This is a genomic window from Pseudomonas sp. Choline-02u-1, assembly GCF_002836515.1.
In the GTDB taxonomy this organism is placed as follows: Bacteria; Pseudomonadota; Gammaproteobacteria; order Pseudomonadales; family Pseudomonadaceae; genus Aquipseudomonas.
Map to the genome: position 1 here is coordinate 68,181 of NZ_PJBC01000065.1, position 18,116 is coordinate 86,296.

General features: G+C 60.7%; 16 protein-coding genes. 5 read left to right on the forward strand and 11 right to left on the reverse strand.

From position 1 onward, the window contains the following. The first annotated feature begins 7 nt into the window (after nucleotides 1-7). Genes pqqC through CXF97_RS21840 form a run of 4 tightly spaced genes read left to right on the forward strand, consistent with a single transcriptional unit; the run spans nucleotide 8 to nucleotide 3,929 of the window. Nucleotides 8-760: a pyrroloquinoline-quinone synthase PqqC gene (gene pqqC / locus CXF97_RS21825; protein ID WP_101160923.1), complete on the forward strand. Its 753-nt coding sequence runs from the start codon at nucleotides 8-10 to the stop codon at nucleotides 758-760. Continuing rightward, nucleotides 757-1,032 (forward strand): pyrroloquinoline quinone biosynthesis peptide chaperone PqqD, encoded by a 276-nt coding sequence (gene pqqD / locus CXF97_RS21830; RefSeq protein ID WP_101160925.1) that lies wholly within the window; start codon nucleotides 757-759, stop codon nucleotides 1,030-1,032. Before pqqC ends, pqqD begins: the two co-directional genes overlap by 4 nt. Then, nucleotides 1,025-2,164, forward strand: a complete 1,140-nt coding sequence (gene pqqE, locus CXF97_RS21835) for a pyrroloquinoline quinone biosynthesis protein PqqE (protein WP_178081227.1) — start codon at nucleotides 1,025-1,027, stop codon at nucleotides 2,162-2,164. Before pqqD ends, pqqE begins: the two co-directional genes overlap by 8 nt. Further along, entirely contained in the window at nucleotides 2,130-3,929 is a 1,800-nt protein-coding gene (locus CXF97_RS21840) for a S9 family peptidase (RefSeq protein ID WP_101160930.1), read from the forward strand. Before pqqE ends, CXF97_RS21840 begins: the two co-directional genes overlap by 35 nt. A gap of 116 nt (nucleotides 3,930-4,045) precedes the next feature. On the opposite strand, the gene CXF97_RS21845 is transcribed toward CXF97_RS21840, so the two are convergent. Both CXF97_RS21845 and CXF97_RS21850 read right to left on the reverse strand, forming a co-directional pair. Next, nucleotides 4,046-4,204: a YqaE/Pmp3 family membrane protein gene (locus CXF97_RS21845; RefSeq protein WP_003228885.1), complete on the reverse strand. Its 159-nt coding sequence runs from the start codon at nucleotides 4,202-4,204 to the stop codon at nucleotides 4,046-4,048. 194 nt (nucleotides 4,205-4,398) lie between these two features. Then, nucleotides 4,399-5,625 (reverse strand): aspartate aminotransferase family protein, encoded by a 1,227-nt coding sequence (locus CXF97_RS21850; RefSeq protein WP_101160933.1) that lies wholly within the window; start codon nucleotides 5,623-5,625, stop codon nucleotides 4,399-4,401. 169 nt (nucleotides 5,626-5,794) lie between these two features. Between CXF97_RS21850 and CXF97_RS21855 the strand changes: the two genes are divergently transcribed. After that, a complete protein-coding gene (locus tag CXF97_RS21855; RefSeq protein ID WP_101160935.1) occupies nucleotides 5,795-6,709 on the forward strand; it encodes a LysR family transcriptional regulator in 915 nt (304 codons plus the stop codon). A 228-nt stretch (nucleotides 6,710-6,937) separates the two neighbouring features. Here the strand turns inward: CXF97_RS21855 and CXF97_RS21860 are convergent, their stop codons facing one another. The 9 genes from CXF97_RS21860 to bioF form a co-directional block, all read right to left on the reverse strand. Beyond that, a complete protein-coding gene (locus CXF97_RS21860; RefSeq protein ID WP_101160938.1) occupies nucleotides 6,938-8,716 on the reverse strand; it encodes an acyl-CoA dehydrogenase C-terminal domain-containing protein in 1,779 nt (592 codons plus the stop codon). Nucleotides 8,717-8,871: 155 nt separating this feature from the next. Next, on the reverse strand, nucleotides 8,872-10,668 hold the full coding sequence (locus CXF97_RS21865; protein WP_101160941.1) for an acyl-CoA dehydrogenase C-terminal domain-containing protein: 1,797 nt from the start codon (nucleotides 10,666-10,668) through the stop codon (nucleotides 8,872-8,874). 90 nt (nucleotides 10,669-10,758) lie between these two features. Next, nucleotides 10,759-12,048, reverse strand: coding sequence for a GGDEF domain-containing protein (locus CXF97_RS21870; protein WP_041476719.1), 1,290 nt, complete (start codon nucleotides 12,046-12,048; stop codon nucleotides 10,759-10,761). Between the two features lie 190 nt (nucleotides 12,049-12,238). Continuing rightward, nucleotides 12,239-14,044, reverse strand: coding sequence for a phenylacyl-CoA dehydrogenase (locus CXF97_RS21875; protein WP_101160943.1), 1,806 nt, complete (start codon nucleotides 14,042-14,044; stop codon nucleotides 12,239-12,241). Between the two features lie 274 nt (nucleotides 14,045-14,318). After that, the gene (locus CXF97_RS21880; RefSeq protein WP_071173831.1) at nucleotides 14,319-14,615 is read right to left on the reverse strand and encodes a pyrroloquinoline quinone biosynthesis protein PqqE; all 297 of its coding nucleotides are present in this window, start codon (nucleotides 14,613-14,615) and stop codon (nucleotides 14,319-14,321) included. Between the two features lie 108 nt (nucleotides 14,616-14,723). Continuing rightward, complete coding sequence (bioD, locus tag CXF97_RS21885) at nucleotides 14,724-15,404, reverse strand: dethiobiotin synthase (RefSeq protein WP_101160946.1); 681 nt, start codon at nucleotides 15,402-15,404, stop codon at nucleotides 14,724-14,726. Continuing rightward, nucleotides 15,401-16,210: a malonyl-ACP O-methyltransferase BioC gene (bioC, locus tag CXF97_RS21890; protein WP_101161782.1), complete on the reverse strand. Its 810-nt coding sequence runs from the start codon at nucleotides 16,208-16,210 to the stop codon at nucleotides 15,401-15,403. The genes bioD and bioC overlap by 4 nt, the downstream gene beginning before the upstream one ends. Further along, nucleotides 16,203-16,934, reverse strand: coding sequence for an alpha/beta fold hydrolase (locus CXF97_RS21895; RefSeq protein WP_101160949.1), 732 nt, complete (start codon nucleotides 16,932-16,934; stop codon nucleotides 16,203-16,205). Before CXF97_RS21895 ends, bioC begins: the two co-directional genes overlap by 8 nt. Then, nucleotides 16,927-18,105, reverse strand: a complete 1,179-nt coding sequence (gene bioF, locus CXF97_RS21900; protein ID WP_101160952.1) for an 8-amino-7-oxononanoate synthase — start codon at nucleotides 18,103-18,105, stop codon at nucleotides 16,927-16,929. The genes CXF97_RS21895 and bioF overlap by 8 nt, the downstream gene beginning before the upstream one ends. Nucleotides 18,106-18,116: the final 11 nt, after the last annotated feature.

An 18,116-nucleotide genomic window follows, 5' to 3' on the forward strand; every position in this document is an offset into this window, starting at 1 on the left:
AACCGCAATGATCGACACCCCGCTGTCCCCCGCCGAATTCGAAGCGGCCCTGCGCGCCAAAGGCGCCTACTACCACATCTACCACCCCTATCATGTGGCGATGTACGAAGGCCGCGCGACCCGCGAACAGATTCAGGGCTGGGTCGCCAACCGCTTCTACTATCAGGTGAACATTCCCCTGAAAGACGCGGCGATCCTCGCCAACTGCCCGGATAGAGAGATCCGTCGCGAGTGGATTCAGCGTCTGCTCGACCACGACGGCGCGCCCGGTGAAGATGGCGGTATCGAAGCCTGGCTGCGTCTCGGCCAGGCGGTCGGCCTCGACCCGGATCAATTGCGCTCCCAGGAGCTGGTGCTGCCCGGCGTGCGTTTCGCCGTCGATGCCTACGTCAACTTTGCCCGTCGCGCCAGTTGGCAGGAGGCGGCCAGCAGCTCGCTGACCGAACTGTTCGCGCCTCAGATCCATCAGTCGCGCCTGGACAGCTGGCCGCAGCATTACCCGTGGATCGACCCGGCCGGTTACGAATATTTCCGCACCCGACTCGGTCAGGCGCGGCGTGATGTCGAGCATGGGCTGGCGATCACCCTTGAGCACTACAAGACTCGCGAAGGTCAGGAGCGCATGCTGGAAATTCTCCAGTTCAAACTGGACATTCTTTGGAGCATGCTCGATGCCATGAGCATGGCCTACGAACTGAACCGTGCGCCGTATCACAGCGTCACCGATCAAAGGGTCTGGCATAAAGGAATCAGCTTATGAGTTTCGACCGCAGCAAAGTCCCGAGCTGGCGTCCCGGCTACCGCTTCCAGTACGAGCCAGCGCAGAAAGGCCACGTGTTGCTGTACCCGGAAGGCATGATCAAGCTCAACGAGACGGCCGCGCTGATCGGCGGCTTGATTGACGGTGAGCGCGATGTCGCGGCGATCATTGCCAAACTCGACGAGCAGTTCCCAGGCGTGCCCGAGCTCGGTGACGACATCGAGCAATTCATGGAGGTTGCCCGTGAGCAACACTGGCTCACCCTTGCCTGATCTACCGGCAAAACCGCAAGTCGGCCTGCCGCTGTGGCTGCTCGCCGAGCTGACCTACCGCTGCCCGCTGCAATGCCCGTATTGCTCCAATCCGCTGGATTTCGCCGAGCAGGGCAAAGAACTGACGACGGAACAGTGGATCAAGGTTTTCCGCGAAGCGCGGGAAATGGGCGCGGCGCAGCTGGGCTTTTCCGGTGGCGAACCATTGGTGCGCCAGGATCTTGCCGAACTGATTCACGAAGCGCGGCAATTGGGTTTCTACACCAACCTGATCACCTCCGGCATTGGCCTGACCGAGCAGAAAATCAGCGACTTCAAAAAGGCCGGGCTCGATCATATCCAGATCAGCTTCCAGGCCAGTGACGAGCAAGTGAACAATTTGCTCGCCGGCTCGAAAAAGGCCTTCGCGCAAAAGCTGGAAATGGCCCGGGCGGTGAAGGCCCACGGCTACCCGATGGTGCTGAACTTCGTCACCCATCGGCACAACATCGACAAGATCGACCGCATCATCGAGCTGTGCATTGCGCTGGAGGCCGATTTCGTCGAACTCGCCACTTGCCAGTTCTACGGTTGGGCGCAGCTCAACCGTGTCGGCCTGTTGCCGACCAGGGAGCAACTGGTACGCGCCGAACGCATCACTAACGAATACCGGGCCAAACTGGAAGCCGAAGGGCATCCGTGCAAGCTGATTTTCGTCACCCCCGACTACTACGAAGAACGCCCGAAAGCCTGCATGAACGGCTGGGGCAGCATCTTTCTGACCGTCACCCCGGACGGCACGGCCCTGCCCTGCCATGGCGCTCGCCAGATGCCAGTGCAGTTTCCCAACGTGCGCGATCACAGCATGCAGCACATCTGGTATGACTCGTTCGGCTTCAATCGCTTTCGCGGTTACGACTGGATGCCGGAGCCCTGCCGCTCTTGCGACGAGAAAGAAAAAGACTTCGGCGGCTGTCGCTGCCAAGCGTTCATGCTCACCGGCGATGCCAGTAATGCCGACCCGGTGTGCAGCAAGTCCGAACACCACGGCGTGATCCTCAAGGCCCGCGAAGAAGCCGAGACCGCCACTCAATCCATCGAACAATTGGCCTTTCGCAATGAACGAAACTCACGCCTCATCGCCAAGGGCTGAGCCTTTCAGCGCCGCCCAAGCCGTCGCCGCCGGCACCGACTTCGCCGAACTGCAGCTCGGCGCCCACGGCTTGTTCTGGAATGAATATCGCCCCGAGGACGCCGCGTGCCGGATCTGGCATTGGCGCGATGGCGTGGCGAAACGTCTGACACCGGATGGCTACAGCGTACGTAGCCGCGTGTACGAATATGGCGGTGGCGCGTTTTGTCTGACGCCCGACGGCGTGGTTTTCGTCAATGAAGCGGATCAGCAGATGTATCGGCAGGCGCTGGATGGCGAGCCGGCCGCGCTGACGTCGACTGACTGTCGCTATGGTGATCTGCAGTTTGCTGCTGGCCGGGTGTTGGCGGTTGAGGAACAGCAGGATCAGCATCGGCTGGTGGCGATCGATCCGGCGGACGGCACGCGACAGGTGTTGGCAGAAGGCGCCGACTTTTATGCGTCGCCAACGCTCAGCCCCGACGGCCAGCGGTTGGCGTGGATCGAGTGGAGCCGCCCGCATCAACCGTGGACATCGACGCGTTTGATGCTCGCGGAAGATGATTTTTCTGCGCCCCGTTGTATAGCCGGCGAGCAGATGGAGGAGTCGATTCAGCAGCCGCGCTTCGGCACCGACGGACGACTCTACTGCCTGACGGATCGTGGCGGCTACTGGCAGCCGTGGGTCGAAACGTCTGATGGTCTGCAAGCGCTGGCCTGTGCCGAGGCGGATCATGCGCCCGCGCCGTGGCAGCTTGGTGGCTGCACGTGGTTGCCTGTCGGCGATCAATATTTAGCCAGCTGGAGCGAGGGTGGTTTCGGTCGCCTGGCCCTTGGCAGTGAAGACTTCAGCGGCGACTACAGCCGCTTCCGTCACTTGGCAATGGATCAACAATTCATCTATTGCATCGCCGCATCGCCGGTCAGTCCGTCGGCAGTCATTGCCATTGATCGCGTGTCTCACGCAGTGAAGGTATTGGCCGGCGGCGTGGCTCCGTTGCCCGCCGAACATATCAGCCGCCCGCAGACCTTGCGCTATCCCAGCGGATCCGGCGAGGCGCACGGTTTCTTCTACCCGGCCATGAACGGTGAAGCGAAACCGCCATTGCTGGTGTTTATCCATGGTGGCCCGACGTCGGCGTGCTATCCGATGCTCGACCCGCGCATCCAGTACTGGACGCAGCGGGGTTTTGCGGTGGCCGACCTCAACTATCGCGGCAGTAGCGGTTATGGCCGCGAATATCGGCAAGCGCTGCATCTGCGCTGGGGCGAGGTGGATGTCGAGGATGCCTGCGCCGTGGTCGATTACCTTGCCGGCAGGGAGATGATCGACGGCGACCGTGCGTTCATTCGTGGTGGCAGTGCGGGCGGCTACACAACGCTGTGCGCACTGGCGTTCAGACAGGTTTTCCGCGCAGGCGCCAGCCTCTACGGTGTCAGCGATCCGGTCGCTTTGGCCCGGGCTACGCACAAGTTCGAGGGTGATTACCTGGACTGGCTGATCGGCGACCCCGATCTGGATGCCGAACGCTATGCCGCCCGCACTCCGCTGCTGCACGCAGATAACATCCGCGTCCCGGTGATTTTCTTTCAGGGTGAACTGGACGCGGTGGTCGTGCCGCAACAGACCCGCGCCATGGTCGCGGCGCTGGAGCACAACGGCATCCCGGTCGAGGCGCATTACTACCCCGACGAACGCCACGGCTTTCGCCGCGCGGCCAACCAGGCGCATGCGCTGGAACAGGAATGGATGTTTTATCGGCGGGTGATGGAGCTGACTGACTGAAAACCGTATCGCCCCGTTCGCGAGCAGGCTCGCTCCCTCATTGGATCCGCTTCAATCACTAATTCCCTGTGGGAGCGCGCCTGCTCGCGAAAGCTGTCTGATAGACGCTACCGGACTCAGCGCTTGGCGATGATATACACCGCATGCACGATCCCCGGAATGTAACCGCACAGCGTCAGCAGAATGTTCAGCCAGAACGCCCCGCCAAACCCGACCTGCAGAAACACGCCCAGTGGCGGCAACAGAATAGCGATGATGATACGAATGAAATCCATGGGGCAGCTCCTGAGTGGGGGTTGGCTCACTTGAGCCATACAAGCTAATCGACCTGCGCCGTTCGTCAGGGTTCATTACGCTTGCTATTTGATCGCCAGCACCACAAAAAAAACGCCCCACGCCAAAAGAATCAGGCGTGGGGCGTGCGTTATACCGCGAGACGGTTCGGGAAATCGGTTGGGGGAACCTCAGCTCAGACGGCGATACCCTTGCGGCATTGCAATTGGGCGGTGTGCACTCGTGAGAAGGCACGGCCCAGACGCAGGAGCATTTCGTCGATGTTGGCATTGCTGACCGTGAGCGCCGGGGTGAAGCGCAGGCAGTCGGGTTGCGCGGCGTTCAATATCAGGCCCTCGTGCAGTGCGGCGTGCACGACGGCATCGGCGCAATCTGCCGATAGCGTCAACCCATAGAACAGGCCTTGGCCGCGCAACTCACCATGGCCATAGCGGTGCGCCAGTCGTGCAAGGCCTTCGCGCAGATGCTGGCCATTGTCCTTGACCTGCTGGAGGAAGCTTCGGTCGTGCACGCTGTCGAGTACCACCAGACCGGCCGCAGTCATCAGTGCGTTGCCGTGATGGATGCCGCCCAGCTCCCCAACGGCAAAACAGCAGGCCTTGCCCCGCGCCAGCAACGCCGCCAGCGGCAAGCCGCCGCCGAGTCCTTTGCCGAGCACAACGATATCGGCGCGAATGCCGTAGGACTGTTCGGCGAGCAAGGTGCCGCAGCGGCCGATGCCGGTCTGCACTTCGTCGAGAATGAGCAGAATGCCCAACTCGCGGCACAGCCGCTCGACGCCTTTGAGGTAGTGCTCGGTCGCGGGGATAACTCCGGTATCGCTCTGGATCGGTTCAAGCATGACTGCTACGGTTTGCGCGTCGACCGCCGCATGCAGCGCCGGCAAGTCGTTGAATGGCACCCGATCAATCGTCGACAGACTGCGGCCATGGCAACCCTGCTGCGCCACGATGATCCGCGAAGCCCCGCTGCGATGCAGTTGGCCCCATTTGCGCGCCAGTTTGATTGCCGCGTCACAAGCCTCGCTGCCACTGTTGAGCAGGTACGCCTGATCGCTGGAGGTGCTGGCGCAGAGACGCTCGGCGAGGCTGAGCATGCCGCGATTATGCAGATTGAAGCCCGGGTTGATCAGCGCCTGGGCCTGATTGGCGATGGCTTTGACCAACGCCGTGGGGCTGTGGCCAAGGCTGTTGGCGCCGCCAGCCTGGGAAAAGTCCAGGTAGGCGCGATCATTGCTGTCCCACAGCCAGGAACCCTGGCCCCGAACGAACACTTGATGCGGTCGTTCAACACTGGGCATCAGGCGTTGGGCATTGAGGTGGTCGGTCATAGCGGATGGCCCCGCCTCGAAGGTGAGGTCGTCCAGACTCGGCGTCTGGCGCCGCAAACTGAACAAATTCATGCGAAAAAACCTCGCTTGAGGTTTTTTGAACTGCCTATGTAAGTACTAACGAAGCAAATGGAATTCATCACGTTTTCTGGCCCTGTAAGCCTTGTGAATGCGTTTAGACTAGGCGCGCAAACGGCATCAGGCCATTTCGATTTCCCAGCCATTTCGATAAGCACTACTTATGGATTTCAAACAACTGCGTTATTTCGTCGCGGTCTACGAAGAAGGACACGTCGGCCGGGCGGCGGAACGCCTGTCGATCTCGCAACCAGCGCTGTCGCAACAGATCCGTCAGCTGGAGCAAAACCTCGACGTGACGCTGTTCGAACGCAGCAGCAAGCGTCTGCTGCCGACCCTGGCTGCGCACACCTTGTATAACCACGCATTACCGCTGCTCGATGGCTTGCAGCGGGCGCGCGAGGCGTTGGGCAATTTCAAGGGGCAGGCGTTGCGGACCCTGGCGATCGGCGTGCTGCAAACGGTACACACCAGCCTCGTGCCGCAAATGCTCGAGCGTGTGCGCAGGGCGCAGCCGCATCTGGTGGTGCAGATCTACGAGCTGACCGGGCTGGAAATCGAACGGCGCCTGCTCAACGGTTCGCTGGACATTGGCATCAGTTATCTGCCGCCGCGCCAACCCGGGCTGCACGGCGTGTTGCTGTATGAAGACGAACTGACGCTGGTCATTCCGGCGGATCATCCGTTGCGCGAGTTCAAGAAAGTCTCGATGCGCCAGGCTGCCGAACTGCCGATGCTGTTGCTCGGTGAGGAATTCCAGATTCGGCAGATCTGGCAGGCGCAACTGACCAGCCTCGGGCGCCGTCCGCAGGTGCAGGCCGAGCTGAACAATATGCTGGGGATTCTCGACAGCCTGCCGCACACCAGGCTGGCGACGGTGCTACCGGGACGTTCGCAAAAGGAATACGACGATGTTGATTTGCTGTGGAAACCGCTCAGCGAGCCTCGCGTGCCACTTAAAGTCGGCCTGGTGTGCCGCGATGTGCAACGCCAGCAGGCCTCGTTGGCACTGCTGCAGACATTGCTTGAGGAGGTGATCGACCGCGAAGCAAAGGCACCGCTCGATCCTATCGCCTGATATTTTTCTTCAGGCAAAAGAAAACCCCGCCGAAGCGGGGCTTTGCAGACTGTTTCCCTGACATCCATTTCACTCCGCCACCCTGGCAGAATCCTACGTGTCCGTGTTGTTTACTTTGCGCTTCCTGCGCGACGTCCATGAAACGTAGATTAGCCGTGGATCCAATATATGCATATGGGAGAACAGCAGCGCGTCATGTAAGCGAATGCTTACAGGACGAGCACAGGATCAGAACTGCGCTGCATCCAGCAGAAACAGCGACTCACTGCCGGCCTTTACCGACGCGCTCAACGAGTGGATGCGCGGCAGCAGACGGGCGAAATAGAAGCGTGCGGTACCCAGCTTGCTCGCATAGAAGTCGTCTTGGGCTTCCTTGCCGAGCGAGGCTTTGGCCATCAACGCCCACATGTAGGCGTAAGCGGTGTAACCGAATGCTTGCAAATATTCGACCGAGGCTGCGCCGATTTCGTTCGGATTGTTTTTCGCCCGATCCAGCAACCACGCAGTCAGTTCGTCGAGAGTGTCGACGGCATCGTTCAACGGCTTGGTGAACTCGCCCAGGTCGGCGCTGGCGGTTGCGGTGAAATGACGGATCTCGTCAGCGAATAGCTGGTAAAACGCGCCGCCGCTGCCGACGATCTTGCGCCCGACCAGATCCAGCGCCTGAATGCCGTTGGTGCCCTCGTAGATCTGCGTGATGCGTACATCGCGCACCAGTTGCTCCTGGCCCCATTCGCGGATGTAGCCGTGGCCGCCGAAGACTTGCTGCCCGTGGACAGTGGTTTCCAGCCCCAGATCGGTGAGAAAGGCTTTCGCCACCGGCGTCAGCAACGCCACCAGGTCTTCCGCGCGCTTGCGGGTGGTCGCATCTTCGCTGAACTTGGCGGTGTCCAATTGCATCGCGACGTAAGTGGAAAATGCCCGGCCGCCTTCGTTCGAGGCTTTCATGGTCAGCAACATGCGTCGCACGTCCGGGTGAACGATGATCGGATCAGCGACTTTGTCCTTGTTCTGCGCGCCGGTTGGCGAACGGCTCTGCAGGCGATCGCGCGCGTATTCAACAGCGTTCTGATAGGAGCGCTCGCCCGTGGCCAGGCCCTGAATTCCGACGCCCAGACGCTCGTAGTTCATCATGGTGAACATCGCGGCCAGGCCTTTGTTCGGCTCGCCAACCAGATAGCCGACCGCTTCGTCGAAGTTCATCACGCAGGTTGCCGAGGCCTGGATGCCCATTTTGTGTTCGATCGAACCGCAGTTGGCCGGGTTGCGTGCGCCGAGGCTGCCGTCCGCATTGACCATGAACTTCGGCACCAGGAACAGCGAAATGCCTTTCGGACCTGCTGGAGCATCCGGCAGCTTGGCCAGCACCAGGTGAATGATGTTTTCGGTGAGGTCGTGCTCACCACCAGTAATGAAAATCTTGGTGCCGCTGATCTTGTAGGAGCCGTCAGCCTGAGGTTCGGCTTTGGTCCGAATGATCCCCAGGTCGGTCCCGGCGTGCGGCTCGGTCAGACACATGGAACCGGCCCAGATCCCGGCGTACATGTTCGGCAGGTACGCAGCTTTCAATTCTTCGCTAGCGTGAGCGTTGATCGACAGGCAGGCGCCGGCAGTCAGCATCGGGTACAGACCGAAAGCCAGGCTGGCGGAGTTGACCATTTCTTCGACTTGCGCCGACACGGCTTTGGGCATGCCCATGCCGCCATAGGCCGGATCGCCGCCAACGCCGACCCAGCCGCCTTCGGCATAAGTCTGATAAGCCTGTGGGAAACCCGCCGGAGTAGTGACGGCACCGTCCGCCCAATGACAACCTTCCTCGTCAGCGGCACGGCTCAGTGGCGCGATACTTTTGCTGGTGACCTTGCCGGCCTCTTCGAGAATCGCTTCAACGGTTTCGGCGTCGACGGTCTCGGCCAGCGCAGGCAGCTCGGCCCAGAGTTTGGCGACCTCGAACACTTCATTGAGGACGAAGCGCATATCGCGCAGCGGCGCTTTGTAGTCAGCCATGGCAAACCTCGCAAGATCTAAACAGGTGGTTCGTGGAATGATATTTTCTGAGCCCGAGTGTACCTCAACAACTTTTGCGACACATAGGGTCAACCGGTGACTGGTTTGTTATTTTTGGTCACTGGAAAAATATCGTAGTGATCTTTCTATCTGCCCTACAAAGCAAACGCCTGCGCCGACAGATTCATCAAACAATCACTCCCCGCTTCGATCGCCGCCCGATGCGCAGCTGTGCGCGGCAACAAGCGCTTGAAGTAAAACTCGCACGTTGCCAATTTGCCCTTCAGGAAATCAGCCTCGCCCTCGCCTGCGTCCAGTTGTGCCTGAGCAACCAACGCCATGCGCAGCCACAGGTAGCCAAGGATGATGTAACCGCTGTACATCAGGTAATCGACAGACGCCGCGCCGACTTCGTCCGGATTCTTCATCGCGGCCATGCCGACCTTCATGGTCAGATCGCCCCACTGTTGATTGAGCCCGTTGAGTTGCTCGACGAAGTTGCCCAACTGCGCGTGTCCGGCGTGCGCTGCGCAGAATTTGTGGACGATTTTGGTGAAGCCGCGCAGCAGCTTGCCCTGACTGCCCAGCACCTTGCGCCCGAGCAGGTCGAGCGCCTGAATGCCGTTGGTGCCCTCGTAAATCGGCGCAATCCGGCAGTCGCGCACCAGTTGCTCCATGCCCCACTCACGGATGAAGCCATGGCCGCCGAACACCTGCATCCCGTGGTTGGTCACTTCCAGCCCGGTGTCGGTCATGAACGCCTTGCAGATCGGCGTAAGGAATGCCAACAGGTCTTCGGCTTCCTGACGCGCCTGGGCATCGCTGTTCAGGTGCGCGACATCAAGCATCTGCGCGGTGAAATAGGTCAGCGCGCGATTGCCTTCATTGAAGGCTTTCATGGTCAGCAGCATGCGTCGCACGTCCGGGTGGACGATGATCGGGTCGGCAGGTTTTTCCGGCGCTTTGGCACCTGTCAGCGCGCGCATCTGCAGGCGGTCGTTGGCGTACTTGATCGCCCCCTGAAAACTCGCCTCGCCCAGACACAGCCCCTGCATGCCGGTGCCGAGCCGCGCGTGGTTCATCATGGTGAACATGCAGTTGAGGCCCTTGTTCGGCTCGCCGATCAGGTAACCGGTGGCGGCATCGAAGTTCAGCACGCAGGTGGCTGAAGCCTTGATGCCCATCTTGTGCTCGATCGAGCCGCAGGAAACGCCATTGCGCTCTCCCGCTTCGCCTGCTGTATCGGGAAGAAATTTCGGCACGATAAACAGGGAAATGCCCTTGGTTCCAGCCGGTGCGTCCGGCAACTTGGCCAGTACCAGATGGATGATGTTGTCGCTCAGGTCATGCTCGCCGGCGGAAATGAAAATCTTGCTGCCGGTGATCGCGTAGCTGCCGTCGGCCCGAGGCACCGCGCGGGTCTTGATGATCCCCAGATCGGTACCGCAGTGGGCTTCGGTCAGGCACATGGTACCGGTCCACTGGCCAGCGGTGAGTTTGCTCAGGTAGGTGTCTTTCTGTTCGGCGGTGCCGTGGGCGTGGATCGCCGACATCGCGCCGTGGGTCAGGCCCGGGTACATGCCCCAGGACGTGTTACTGGAGCCGACCATCTCGCTGATCACCAGCCCCAGCGAACTCGGCAGCCCTTGGCCACCGTAAGCTGGATCGGCCGCCAACCCGTGCCAGCCGCCCTCGACGTATTGTGCGAAAGCCTGCTTGAAGCCTGTAGGCGTTGTCACCACACCATTGTCGAAATGGCAGCCCTCTTCGTCGCCGCTGCGATTGAGCGGTGCCAGAACGTTCTCGCAGAACTTTGCGCCCTCTTCGAGGATCGCGTTGATCATGTCCGGGCTGGCGTCATGCGCGCCGAGACTGGCGTAACTGGTGTGGAAGTCGAAGACGTGATCAATCAGAAAGCGCATGTCGCGCAGGGGAGCTTTGTACTCGGGCATGGTGGCTTCTCCGTCAGCAGATTTCAGCAACCTACTGGCGGCCATCCCGCCCGACAATCATTGTGCGGGCGCTGAATGCGCCATCATCACTCAACCCGCAGCGGTATCCATGCGCACCGCGCCGCGACGGTTCTGCCCGAATGCCATGACGCAGTTACGCCCGGCACCCTTGGCGCTGTACAACGCCTGGTCGGCGGACTTGAGCACTTCTTCCGGAGTACGCTGTTCGACGCGTTCGGCGACACCGATACTCACCGTCACTGACACCGCCGACGCGCCGGAACCGCTACGGCGCTGGCGACCTTGCTGATCATCCTGCGGGCGGTTTTCCTGGTTGCGCAACTGAATGCTGTAGGACGCAATCGACTCACGGATTACTTCCAGGTGCGGCATGCATTCCTCAAGGGTTTTGCCTGCAAACACCAAGGCAAATTCCTCACCGCCGTAGCGATACGCCCTACCGCCACCGCTGATTTTCGACAGTTTGCTGGCGACCAGGCGCAGGACCTGATCACCGACATCGTGGCCGTGGGTGTCGTTGAATTTCTTGAAGTGATCGACGTCACTCATCGCCAGCACATAGTTGCGCCCCAGGCGTTGCATCCGTTCGTTGAGCGCGCGACGACCGGGCAGGCCGGTGAGTTCGTCGCGAAAGGCCATTTGATAGGCTTCATGCGCAACTGCGGCTGCGATCATCAGCATCACCTGGCTGCACATGATGTTGAGGGTGAACGGCAGAATGAAGGTTTTCGGCAACATCCAGAACACACCGAGCAAGCCGACCAGTTGCGCCGCGTGTAATGGGCGCGGGTTACGCCAGTATTGCCAGGCCAGTAAAAGGAAGGCCGAAATGAACACCGGGTAGGACAACTGTATCAGGCTCATCCATGCGCCGTGCAGCGCCGGCCAGCGGATTTCCGACAGCCACAACAGCAGCGCCTGCGGATAACTTTGCTCCAGCCCCAGCGCCACGCTGCCGAATGCCAGCAATACGGCGAACCGGGCGACCATGTCCTGAAACAGATGGGTGCGTTCCTGCCATGCGGCGAACAGCCCGAATAACAACGGTAGCAGCAGGCAAACCAGATGGAACACCACCGCAGCGTCTTCGCGAACCTTGCCGTTGTCACGGTAAAAGTCGGTCTGGGTATCGAGCAGGAAATAGGCGATGTACACCGTGAGCATCAGAAACAGTTCGCGCTGACGTCGGTACACCGCGCAATACGCCCCGCCGAGCAGCAGAACCAGGGTCGGCAAGACGTTGAACAGGGACGTGAAAAACACGCTGAGATCTTTGACATACGCAGCCGCCAGCCCCGCAAGCAATAACAGCAGTGAAGGCAGGAAATGACTGAAACGTACAGCGGAAGAACGCGGCAAGGGTAAGCTCCGACCCGTCATAGCAAAGAGATGGCATTGTGCCTGCAAAGTGCGACCAAGCCCACACAATGTGATCCAGATCACACACGTTCTCTGTAACGGCCGAAAGCCCGACTATCTGAGCGATCCGCAAACAAAAAAACCGCTGCTCCCGAACGGGAGCAGCGGTTTCGTCAGACTGCGCTAAGGGTTAGTAGCCCAGTGCGAAGTCTTCTTCTTTCATGTCCATCAGGTTGCCAGCGCCCGACAGCATAGTGGCCACGTGTGTGCGAGTACGTGGCAGGATGCGCTGGAAGTAGAAGCGCGCGGTTTGCAGCTTGGCGGTGTAGAACGCCTCGTCGCTGGTGCCGGCAGCCAGTTTTTCCGCAGCCAGACGTGCCATGTCAGCCCAGAAGTAGGCCAGGCAGGCATAACCGGAGTACATCAGGTAGTCCACGGAGGCAGCGCCAACTTCTTCGCGATCCTTCATGGCCGCCATACCGACCTTCATGGTCAGCTCGCCCCACTCTTTATTCAGTGCAGCCAGCGGTGCGACGAATTCCTGAACGGCTTCGTTGCCTTCGTTGGTCTGGCAGAACTTGTGGACGATCTTGGTGAAGCCCTTCAGAGCTTCGCCTTGAGTCATCAGCACTTTACGGCCGAGCAAGTCGAGGGCCTGAATACCGGTGGTGCCTTCGTACAGCATCGAAATGCGGCTGTCGCGAACGTTCTGCTCCATGCCCCACTCGGCGATGAAGCCGTGGCCGCCGTAGATCTGCACGCCGTGGTTGGCGGCTTCGAAACCGACTTCGGTCATGAACGCTTTGGCGATCGGAGTCATGAACGCCAGCAGTGCATCGGCCTTCTTCTTCTCTTCTTCATCGACGCCGTATTTGACGATGTCGACTTGTTTGGCGGTGAAGTAGACCATCGCGCGGTTGCCTTCGGCGAACGCCTTCATGGTCAACAGCATGCGGCGCACGTCTGGGTGAACGATGATCGGGTCAGCGGCTTTGTCCGGCGCTTTCGGGCCAGTCAGCGAGCGCATTTGCAGGCGATCGCGAGCGTACTTCAGGCCGCCCTGGAAGCCGATTTCAGCGTGAGCCAGACCTTGCAGTGCGGTACCGAGACGAGCGGTGTTCATAAAGGTGAACATGCAGTTCAGGCCTTTGTTCGCCGGGCCGATCAGGTAACCGGTGGCGCCGTCGAAGTTCATCACGCAGGTGGCGTTGCCGTGGATGCCCATCTTGTGTTCCAGCGAACCGCAGCTCACGGCGTTGCGCGCACCAAGGGTGCCATCGGCGTTTGGCAGGAATTTCGGCACGATGAACAACGAGATGCCTTTGGTGCCAGCCGGTGCGTCCGGCAGGCGGGCCAGTACGATGTGGACGATGTTGTCGGCCATGTCGTGTTCACCGGCCGAGATGAAGATCTTGGTGCCGGACACTTTGTAGGAACCGTCGGCCTGAGGCTCGGCCTTGGTGCGCAGCATGCCCAGGTCGGTGCCGCAGTGCGGTTCGGTCAGGCACATGGTGCCGGTCCATTCGCCGGAGACCAGTTTGGTCAGATAGGCTTCCTGCTGCTCAGGGGTGCCGTGCTCGGAGATGGTGTTCATCGCACCGTGCGACAGGCCTGGGTACATGCCCCACGACCAGTTGGCTTCGCCAACCATTTCGCTGACTGCCAGACCCAACGACTCCGGCAGGCCTTGGCCGCCGTGCTCAACGTCGTGAGCCAGGCTTGGCCAGCCGCCTTCGACGAATTGCTTGTATGCCTCTTTGAAGCCAGTCGGGGTTTTCACGCCAGACTCGCTCCAGGTGCAACCTTCCAGATCGCCCACGCGGTTCAGCGGCGCCAGTACCTGCTCACAAAACTTGGCGCCTTCCTCGAGGATGGCGTCAACCATGTCCGGCGTGGCATCTGCGCACGCTGGCAGGCTCTGATAGTGCGCTTCGTAGCCGAGCAGCTCGTCACGAACGAAGCGAATATCACGCAAGGGGGCCTTGTAGTCAGGCATAGCGATAAACCTCTGCTGATGTAACCGGGAATGAACGACCGTGTTGAGTTGTTATGACGGTCAAACAGTTGTTTGAAACATACGTTTACGCCGAAATCTTGTCAAGCGCCGTTCTTTTGCCGTTCGTCATCGGCTTAATCAAATTGCGGACACGATAAATCGTCGTGACTGCGCGCAGGCCACGAGCTTTCTGAAAAAGATTGGTTGAGCAAGAAAGACTTAAACGAAAAACGCCGCGACATGCGCGGCGTTTCGATGTTTACAAAAAATCCAATCAGGCGAAGGTGTCGATAATCGTCCCAAGCACTTCGTCGGACGCCTTGGCCACCTTCACACCCAGCTCTGCCTGGATTTTGCCCTGCGACAGTTCGACGATATTGCTGGTCAGATCCGATTCCTGCGCGCGATCCACACCGCGCAGGCGATTGACCTGCACTTCGGACGACTGGCTGGTCACCGAGCGTTCGATGGTGTTGTTGGCGATCTGGCTGGCGGCCTGATCGACGCGGTTCTGCCCGGACTGAATCGAGCTCAGCCCCGCATAAAAAGCTGTATTGCCGGAGATTTCCATAGTCACTCTCATCCCTGCAAAGGATCAATGCTCGCCATTGAAGCAGACGCGCCAGCAAAACACCCGTCAAAAACACTAATGGCACAGTGCCTGTTCATAGCGAGAAACTTAATCGAGCAAATCCAGTTGCAAATGCTCGGCCACCGCTTCGGCGCTCAACGCCTTGAGTTTCGGCACTCGGCCCAGGCACGGCGCGGGGATACGCTCGGCCAGTGTCGCAAGGTTTTCCTCCAGTCGTGAAGTCTTTGGATCAATGATGTTGGCCACCCAACCCGCCAACTGCAGGCCATCTCGGGCAATCGCTTCGGCAGTCAGCAAGGCATGACTGATACAGCCCAGCCTCACACCCACCACCAGAATCACCGGCAGCTTCAGTGCGATCGCCAGGTCCGACAGATTGTCCTGATCCGCTAACGGCACCCGCCAGCCGCCCGCGCCTTCAATCAGGGTGAAATCGGCGTTCATCGCCAGAATCCCGCGCATCGGCACCAGCAACGACTGCACGGTCAGCGCCACACCAGCTTCGCGCGCCGCCAGATGCGGAGCAATCGCGGGCTCGAATGCCACCGGGTTGACCTGTTGATAAGTCAGCGGCAGCGAACATTCGGCCAGCAGCGCCAAAGCGTCGCAATTGCGCAAGCCTTTGGGCGTGACGTCGCACCCGGAAGCCACCGGCTTGCCCGCCGCCGTGCTCAAGCCTGCCGACCGCGCCGCGTGGAGCAACCCGGCAGCGACGGTAGTCTTGCCGACATCGGTGTCGGTACCGGTAATGAAATAAGCTGCGCTCATAGGGGTTTCTCCAATACGGCGTACACCACCTGATACGTTGCCGGCAGCCCCGCAGGCTGACGGAACCGCTCATAAGCATCGATCAGCCCGAGAATCCGCGCGCGTCCGGTCAAACCGCCCGGCCGGCCGGGATTCAGATTGTGCGCGCCCAACGCCTTCAGCTCATGAGTCAGGCTGCGCACATCCGGGTAATGCAACACGTGCGGCTGATTCTCCAGAGCCAAGATGCGCATGCCTCTGCCAGCACATAACTGCTCATAGCGGACGAATTCACGGAAGCGATTGACGTGCACCAGCCCGTCGACCTGCTGCCAACTCTCACGCAACTCGAACAGCGTCCCTGTACACAGACTAGCAAACGCAAATATCCCGCCTGGCTTCAACACGCGGAAGGCTTCGCTCAGCACCGCATCGAAGTCGGCGCACCACTGCAACGCGAGACTGGAGAAAATCAGCTCTAGGCTCGCATCCTGCAACGGCAGCCTTTCGGCATCGCCGGCAATGAAATGCTCAGCGCCGCCCAACGGCCGAGCGTGATTGAGCATGCCCTCGGCAATGTCCAGCGCAACACCGCTACTCTGGGTAAAACGTGCGGCCAGCGCCCGGGTGAAATAGCCGGTTCCGCAACCAAGATCGAGCCAGCGCGACGGCATGGAACTCGCCGGCAACCGTTCAAGCAACTGCGTGCCGACTTCCCGCTGAAACTCGGCGACGCTGTCGTAACTGGCCGCTGCGCGGGAAAAAGACGCGGCTACCTGGCGCTTGTCGGGCAAGCCCCCGGGCAGCACAAAGGACAGATCAGTCATCAGCGCACTCATGTAGAAACGCCTGGATCGCACCCGCGACTCCGTGCGGATCTTCCAGCAGAAAAGCATGGCTGGCCTGTTCGATCAGGCCAATTTCGATATCCGGCAACAGCGCGAACAGTGCGCCGGCCGCTTGCGCCGGAACCAGCGCGTCCTGCCCGCCAAACAGATGAAGCTGCGGGCCGCGAAACGCCTGCAACGCCTGGCGTGTATCCAGCTGCGAGAGCAGCTCCAGACCCGCCATCAGGGCAGTCGGGGCGGTGGCGGGCGCGCCACTGAGCAGCAAGCGCGACAAGCCACGCGGGTCTGGCGAACCTTGCGCACATAGCAGAGCGAAGCGCTTGAGCGTGGTACGCGGATCGGCTTGGCAACCGGCAAGAAACGCATCGAAAGTCTCGCTGGGCATCGCGCTCGGCCACTGTTGATGCGCAACAAACGCAGGGTTGCTCGCCAGCGTCAGCACACCGCAGCACGCCTCGCCGCGCCTTGCCGCCAACTCAGAGGCGAGCATGCCGCCCAGCGACCAGCCACCGAGCCAGACTTCTTGCGCAATGCGCGCATCGAGTTCATCGAGCCATGCTTGGAGGTCAGCGCAATCCAGCTCCGGCAGCGGTTCGATCTCGACCTGCAAATATTCGTCGAGGCCACGCAAAGCCGCCGCCAGCGGTTCCAGCGGTGACACGCCAAGGCCCCAGCCGGGCAGCAAAATCAGACGATCACGCATGGCTTGGCTCCAACGACAGTCGAGCGAAACAATCTGCCAACCCTTCCAGCAACTGTTGCACCTGCGCCTCGCTGTGGGCGGCGGTCAGCGTCACGCGTAATCGCGCACTGCCGACCGGCACAGTGGGCGGGCGAATCGCAGTGACCATCAGCCCGCGCTCACGCAGCATTTGCGACAGCCGCACAGCGCGCCCGGCATCGCCGATCATGATCGGCTGGATCGGCGTGAAGCTGTCCATCAGCTCCAGCCCGATCTGCCCGGCGCCTTGGCGGAACCGGCGAATCAGCGTCTGCAAGTGTTCCCGGCGCCAGTGTTCACTGCGCAGCAGCTCGAGGCTTTTCAGCGTCGCGCAGGCCAGGGCTGGCGGCTGGCTGGTGGTGTAGATGTATGGGCGGGCGAACTGGATCAGGCTTTCGATCAACTCTTCGCTGCCGGCGACAAAGGCCCCGGCGGTGCCGAAAGCTTTCCCGAGGGTGCCGACCAGCACGGGCACATCGTCCTGACTCAGGCCGAAATGCTCGACGATGCCGCCACCGTTGGCGCCCAGTGGGCCGAAGCCATGCGCATCGTCAACCATCAGCCACGCGCCTTTGGCTCTGGCCTCGCGGGCCAGTGCAGGCAGGTCGGCAACATCACCGTCCATGCTGAATACGCCATCGGTAACCACCAGCGTGTTGCCGGTGGCTTTTTCCAGGCGTTTGCTCAGACTCTCGGCGTCGTTGTGCAAATAGCGGTTGAAACGCGCGCCGGACAACAGACCGGCGTCCAGTAAAGAGGCGTGATTGAGCCGGTCTTCCAGCACCGTATCGCCCTGTCCGACCAGCGCGGTGACCGCGCCGAGGTTGGCCATGTAGCCGGTGGTGAACAGCAGCGCACGTGGCCGTCCGGTCAGATCGGCGAGCGCTTCTTCCAGCGCGTGATGCGGGCTGCTGTGGCCGATGACCAGGTGCGAGGCGCCGCCACCAACGCCCCAGCGCTCAGCGCCGGCACGCCAGGCTTCAATCACCTGCGGATGATTGGCCAGACCCAGATAGTCGTTGTTGCAGAACGCGAGCAGCGGTTGGCCGTCGACCACCACTTCTGGCCCTTGCGGTGATTCGAGCAGCGGGCGCTGCCGGTAGAGGTTTTCGGCACGGCGGGCGGCAAGGCGTGCGGCGAGATCGAAAGACATGCAGGCCTCGA

Bases quoted from the DNA above. Each gene is read 5' to 3' on its own strand.
- CXF97_RS21850 (WP_101160933.1), bottom strand. From the start codon at position 5,625: ATGAATTTGTTCAGTTTGCGGCGCCAGACGCCGAGTCTGGACGACCTC.
- CXF97_RS21855 (WP_101160935.1), top strand. From the start codon at position 5,795: ATGGATTTCAAACAACTGCGTTATTTCGTCGCGGTCTACGAAGAAGGA.
- CXF97_RS21845 (WP_003228885.1), bottom strand. From the start codon at position 4,204: ATGGATTTCATTCGTATCATCATCGCTATTCTGTTGCCGCCACTGGGC.
- CXF97_RS21840 (WP_101160930.1), top strand. From the start codon at position 2,130: ATGAACGAAACTCACGCCTCATCGCCAAGGGCTGAGCCTTTCAGCGCC.
- CXF97_RS21860 (WP_101160938.1), bottom strand. From the start codon at position 8,716: ATGGCTGACTACAAAGCGCCGCTGCGCGATATGCGCTTCGTCCTCAAT.
- bioF (WP_101160952.1), bottom strand. From the start codon at position 18,105: ATGTCTTTCGATCTCGCCGCACGCCTTGCCGCCCGCCGTGCCGAAAAC.
- pqqD (WP_101160925.1), top strand. From the start codon at position 757: ATGAGTTTCGACCGCAGCAAAGTCCCGAGCTGGCGTCCCGGCTACCGC.
- pqqC (WP_101160923.1), top strand. From the start codon at position 8: ATGATCGACACCCCGCTGTCCCCCGCCGAATTCGAAGCGGCCCTGCGC.
- CXF97_RS21895 (WP_101160949.1), bottom strand. From the start codon at position 16,934: ATGCGTGATCGTCTGATTTTGCTGCCCGGCTGGGGCCTTGGCGTGTCA.
- bioC (WP_101161782.1), bottom strand. From the start codon at position 16,210: ATGACTGATCTGTCCTTTGTGCTGCCCGGGGGCTTGCCCGACAAGCGC.
- bioD (WP_101160946.1), bottom strand. From the start codon at position 15,404: ATGAGCGCAGCTTATTTCATTACCGGTACCGACACCGATGTCGGCAAG.
- CXF97_RS21880 (WP_071173831.1), bottom strand. From the start codon at position 14,615: ATGGAAATCTCCGGCAATACAGCTTTTTATGCGGGGCTGAGCTCGATT.
- CXF97_RS21875 (WP_101160943.1), bottom strand. From the start codon at position 14,044: ATGCCTGACTACAAGGCCCCCTTGCGTGATATTCGCTTCGTTCGTGAC.
- CXF97_RS21865 (WP_101160941.1), bottom strand. From the start codon at position 10,668: ATGCCCGAGTACAAAGCTCCCCTGCGCGACATGCGCTTTCTGATTGAT.